Source organism: Pseudomonas sp. WS 5011 (assembly GCF_012985775.1).
GTDB lineage: Bacteria > Pseudomonadota > Gammaproteobacteria > Pseudomonadales > Pseudomonadaceae > Aquipseudomonas > Aquipseudomonas peli.
Genome location: NZ_JAAQXA010000052.1, coordinates 1 through 4,902 on the forward strand (window position 1 = coordinate 1; position 4,902 = coordinate 4,902).

Genomic DNA, 4,902 nt, shown 5'->3' on the forward strand with positions numbered 1-4,902 from the left:
CTTGCGGGTTTGCTTGCGCTTGCCAGCGTACTCGGCGTCGGCGAAGGTCATCTGCTTCATCGGGAAACTCGGTGGGTGGGGTCGCGGTATTTTGCCAAATCAGAAAGTCTTTTTCAGAGTTTCCCTAGGCTGACAAGCCAAGCGCTGGATCGCAACCATCCATCACCTTATCCAGCTAGATCTGCCTCCTCCAATAAGTGCCGCACAAATCCCGGCGGGTGCAGATTTCCGGGAGGTTTGCGCCAGATCAGTTGGAGACGCTTTTCAAGCCCCGGGATGGGAAGAGCTACCAGCGCGCCACTGCGAACTTCGTCTTGTACTGCGGAAGCCATCACCAACGACACGCCGAGTCCCGCCCTCACTGCTTGTTTGACTGCCTCGGTGCTGCCTAGCTGCATACCGCTGCGAGGCACGCCCAGTTCGCCAAAGTATTCGGTCAGAAGCCGTCCGGTACCGCTACCCGGTTCACCTCCCAGCATCGGCAGGTCCACCAGACGATCACGTTCTATGCACCCTGCTTCAGCCAGCGCATGGTCGGGGCTGACGATAAGCACCAGCGGCTCGACCCGCCAGAGGCGGTGTTCGAAGTCGGGGTGAGGTAGCCACCATTCCATGATCGCGGCGTCGAGCTGGCCCGCCAGTAGCTGGTCGGCCACATCCGGGTTGGCGGCGATGCGCAGATCCACCTCGCCCCTCTCATTTGCGGTCGTCAGATAGTTGCGCACGAATGGCTGGAGAAGGTAGGTGCCGATGTTGGAGCTGGCCCCGACGCGCTCACGATTGCCATGCAGGGCTTCTAGCGCCCGGGCGTGCATGTCGAGCAAGGCGGTCGCATGCGGCATGAAGGCCAGCGCCCGTGTGGTAGGCTGGCAGCCGCTACGACTGCGCTGCACCAGCGTTACGCCGACCTGCTCTTCAAGCTTCTGCAAGTGCTGCGACACCGTCGGCTGGGCCAGCCCCAACGCCCTCGCCGCGCTCTGAAAACTGCCTGTTTGAACGATCGCTACCAGGCTCTTCAGCCAGACCGGATTCAACATGCGGCAGGCTCGGCCTTGGGCAGACGGTTCGCAGCGTTGATTGGGCGCGCACCTGCCAATACCTGGATGATGTTCTGCGCTGCACAACGTTCAATCTCCAGGCGCACCGCGCGCACTGCCGACCCTATGTGCGGAGTGAACAGCGTATTCGGATGCGCGAGCAGCGCAGGATCGATCAGCCGCGGCCGGTCCGCGCGAGCCCAGTCTTCCATTTCGAATACATCCGCCGCATACCCGCCGAGCTGGCCTCGCTCAAGCGCCGCGAGCACGGCGGCTTCATCCACTACCGAACCACGACAGGGGTTTACAAGCAGAGCGCCCGGCCGTACGAGGGCAAGCAGCTCGGCGTTGACCAGATGCTGGGTATCGGCATTCAAGGGAAGCGCCAGCAGGATGAAGTCCGAGCTGGCGAAGAGTTCGCTGCACGCCACCTGGCGCAGGCCGAGCCGTTGCTCGGTTTGTGTATCCAGAGCCTTCGCCTCGTGGTACTGCAGGGTCGCGCCCCATCCCTGCAAGCGATCAGCCATGGCCAGTCCGATGGCGCCCATGCCAAGGATGCCGACCGTAGCGTTATCCAGCCCCGTGCCGTAGAACTGTGGTTGCCAGCCCTGGAACTCGCCAGAGCGGACGAACGCATCTGCTGCCCGCAGATGCCGCCCCAGCCCCACCGCCAGTCCGATCGCCAGCTCGGCAGTCGGGACCGTCAACAGATCAGGCACGAAGGTCAGCCAGACCCCGCGGGCAGTACAGGCGTCCACATCGAAATTGTCGAAGCCCTTGAGCGCGCAGCCGACTACACGCAGCTCAGGGCAGGCTTGAAGAAAGTCTGCATCGACCCGATCGGGCATGAACGCCATCATCGCCTGAGCATCGCGGCAGCGGCGCAGAATTTCCTCGCGCGTCAGCGTGCTGTCGGTCTGGTTGGTCATCAGCTCGCAATGTGGCGCCAGCAGTTGCAGGATCTCATCGTGTACTCGGTGAGTTATAACGAGTTTCGGCAGCATGGTTTGTCCTATTTGAAACGTTTGCGCAGCACGCCACTGAAGGCGTCTACTAGCGTGACCATGGCCAGGATGACCAGCAGGATTGCTGCAACCTCCTGGTACTGCATGATGCGCAGCGAGCCCATGAGTTCGAAGCCGATACCGCCGGCGCCAACCATGCCCATCACGGTGGAGGCGCGAAAGTTGTATTCCCAGCGGTAGATCGCCACGTCGGCGAACTGCGGCGTCACCTGTGGCAAAACCGCGTGCAGCAGCACTTGCATCGGCGTAGCCCCCGCCGCCCGAGCGGCTTCCACCGGCGCTTCGTCGACGTGCTCGATGGCCTCGGCGAAGAACTTGCCGACCATGCCGACCGAATGCAGACCCAGGGCAAGCACGCCCGGCAAGGCGCCGAACCCTACGGCTGCAACGAAGATGATGCCCATGATCAGCTCCGGCACCGACCGCAGGGCATTGAGCAGCACCCGGGCAACACCGAACACAAGGGGGTGCGGCGCCGTATTGCGCGCTGCAACGAAGGCCACCACCAGCGAGAACACCACTGCGATGGCCGTACCGGCGATGCTCATCGCCAAGGTGTCGATCAAGGGGCGAATCCAGCTTCGATAGCCCGAAAAGTCTGGCGGCATGGCCTCGCCTGCCAGGGTCGCGATGGAGGGCAGCCCGTTCAGCAGCGTGGTGGCATCGAGCAGCCCCACGTACCAGCAGGCCAACAGCACCACTCCGAATACAATCGCCACCTGCCCCAGCTGGCGCCACCAACCGAGGCCGAAGCCTCGAAGGATGTGCTCGCGTTGCTCTGCAGGCAGCGCCTGCACGTCGTAATGAGTAGACATATCGGTGCTCACATCGTGGCGAAGTCGAGGCCGAGCAGCGATCCCATGTTGCGGATCACATCGTAGTCGGCGTCGGTGATTGGCGCGAAGGCCTCGGCCTTGAAGTTGCGCAGCACTTCGGGATCGTCGATACCGACGAATACATCCCGCACCTTGGTTTTCAGCTCGGGGCTCAGGTTCGAGCGCATCGCCCAGGGGTACTGGGGGTATTCGCCGCTGTAACCAAGTACTTTCACCTTGCTCGGATCGATTAGGCCACGTTCGGCTACGTGATTGAAAATTACCTCTGACAGCCCACCCGCATCGGCGTTGCCGTTCGCCACGTTGACGGCAACGGCGTCATGCGTGCCCACAAAATGTTGTTCGTAGTCCTGCCCACCCGTCAAATCGGCCGTCTCAAGAAGCACGGTTTTGGGAATCAAATGGCTGGACGTCGATGCCCGGTCACCATAGGCCATCTTCTTGCCCTTAAGGTCGGCATACTCATTCACGCCTGACGCCACATTGGCGATAATCACCGAGCGATAGGTCGGCTTGCCGTCGATGACCATGGCAGCGAAGGGCTCGATGTCGCTTTTGCTTTTGGCCATGACGTAGGACAGCGGACCGAAATACGCCAGGTCGATACGGCCAAAGCGCATCGCCTCAATCATCGAGGAATAGTCGGTGGTTACGATCAGCTGCACCTTCTTGTCCAGATGCTCTTCCAGATAATCCTTCAGCGGCTGGTTACGCTTGATCAGCTCGGAGGCGTTTTCGTCCGGCAGCAGGGCAACCTTTAGCACATCCGGATCGGCATCGGCCGCTAGGGCGGACAAACTTGAAACAGCGGACAGCAAGCAAGTCAATAAGAGCGCGGATAAGCGTTTCATCGGGACATCTCCAGTGAAGGTTCGAGCATGACAGGTGGTTCAGCCGGAGCATTCGCTGGCTGAGTCGTAGAGCGGCCTGCATAGATGCGCTCAAGCTGCGCATCGGTGAGTTCCGAGGGCGCGGCATCGAAAACGATCTGAGAATCGGCCAGCCCGACGACGCGATCGGCGAAGCGGCGGGCATATTCGAGTTGATGCAGCGAAACGATGGCGGTGATGCCGTCTTCCTTGCAGATGTCGCGCAGCAATCCGAGAACACGGACCGAAGTGGCCGGGTCGAGACTGGCTACCGGCTCATCGGCCAGAATGATCGCCGGCTGTTGCGCTAGCGCACGCGCGATGCCTACCCGCTGCTGCTGGCCACCGGACAGTTTGTCCACCCGGCTTAGCGCCTTGTCTGCCAGACCGACCCGAGCGAGGCAACTGAGCGCAATCTCCTGATCGGCACGCGGCAGAGGAAACAGCGAGCGGAGCGTGTTGTGAAAGGCCAGCCGACCGGTAAGCACATTAGCCAGTGCGCTTTGACGTTCGATTAGCTGGTGGTGCTGAAAGATCATGGCGGTACGCCGACGATGCTGACGCAAGGCCGAGCCGCTGCCGAGTTCACCGAGTTCGCTGGTGACACTGCCGCCAGTGGGCGTGACGAGTCGATTGAGACTACGGAGCAAGGTCGACTTGCCTGCGCCCGAGAGACCAAGCAGCACGGTGAACTCACCACGCCGAAATGCAATCGAGGTATCGCGTAGGGCTGTCACGCCGCCTGGATAGACGACGCTCAACCGGTCGACCCGCAGCACGGCGTCCTGTATCGGATGGGGCGTCATTTGATCACCTTTCGCAATATTGCTGGCCGCACAATTGCGGTTCGCGATGCAAAGGGTAGAAATTCCTTGTTACCGCACTGCTTCTAAAGGATGACATTTCGATGAATACTTCGAATCTGCCGTAGCGGGGCGGCAAGCGAAGCCGTGGAAGAACGGGCGCAACGTAGCGTCTTTCTTCACGCGGGATACAGGAGGTGTTGCCGCTGACCGAAAACTGACCCAGTAGAGGCTGTTCTGCCGACTGAAAACTGACCCAGGTGTTCAACTGCTTCTGCTCAATTTTTGAGCAGGAGAACACAGGGTGATCAGTATGGAAATGATGGGCAACA

General features: G+C 60.9%; 6 protein-coding genes. All 6 read right to left on the reverse strand.

All coding sequences use genetic code 11. The features are described from left to right. Nucleotides 1-167: 167 nt before the first annotated feature. Nucleotides 168-1,037: a LysR family transcriptional regulator gene (locus HBN63_RS21275; protein ID WP_010466239.1), complete on the reverse strand. Its 870-nt coding sequence runs from the start codon at nt 1,035-1,037 to the stop codon at nt 168-170. After that, nucleotides 1,031-2,041 (reverse strand): phosphonate dehydrogenase PtxD, encoded by a 1,011-nt coding sequence (gene ptxD, locus HBN63_RS21280; protein ID WP_003118429.1) that lies wholly within the window; start codon nt 2,039-2,041, stop codon nt 1,031-1,033. Before ptxD ends, HBN63_RS21275 begins: the two co-directional genes overlap by 7 nt. Nucleotides 2,042-2,049: 8 nt before the next feature. Then, entirely contained in the window at nt 2,050-2,877 is an 828-nt protein-coding gene (gene phnE, locus HBN63_RS21285) for a phosphonate ABC transporter, permease protein PhnE (RefSeq protein ID WP_010466252.1), read from the reverse strand. Between the two features lie 8 nt (nt 2,878-2,885). Next, nucleotides 2,886-3,749, reverse strand: a complete 864-nt coding sequence (gene phnD / locus HBN63_RS21290; RefSeq protein WP_010466255.1) for a phosphate/phosphite/phosphonate ABC transporter substrate-binding protein — start codon at nt 3,747-3,749, stop codon at nt 2,886-2,888. Further along, entirely contained in the window at nt 3,746-4,573 is an 828-nt protein-coding gene (phnC, locus tag HBN63_RS21295; RefSeq protein ID WP_003118432.1) for a phosphonate ABC transporter ATP-binding protein, read from the reverse strand. Before phnC ends, phnD begins: the two co-directional genes overlap by 4 nt. A gap of 4 nt (nt 4,574-4,577) precedes the next feature. Beyond that, nucleotides 4,578-4,902 (reverse strand): hypothetical protein (locus tag HBN63_RS21750; RefSeq protein ID WP_223181894.1); only part of this gene is annotated, 325 nt, incomplete at its 5' end.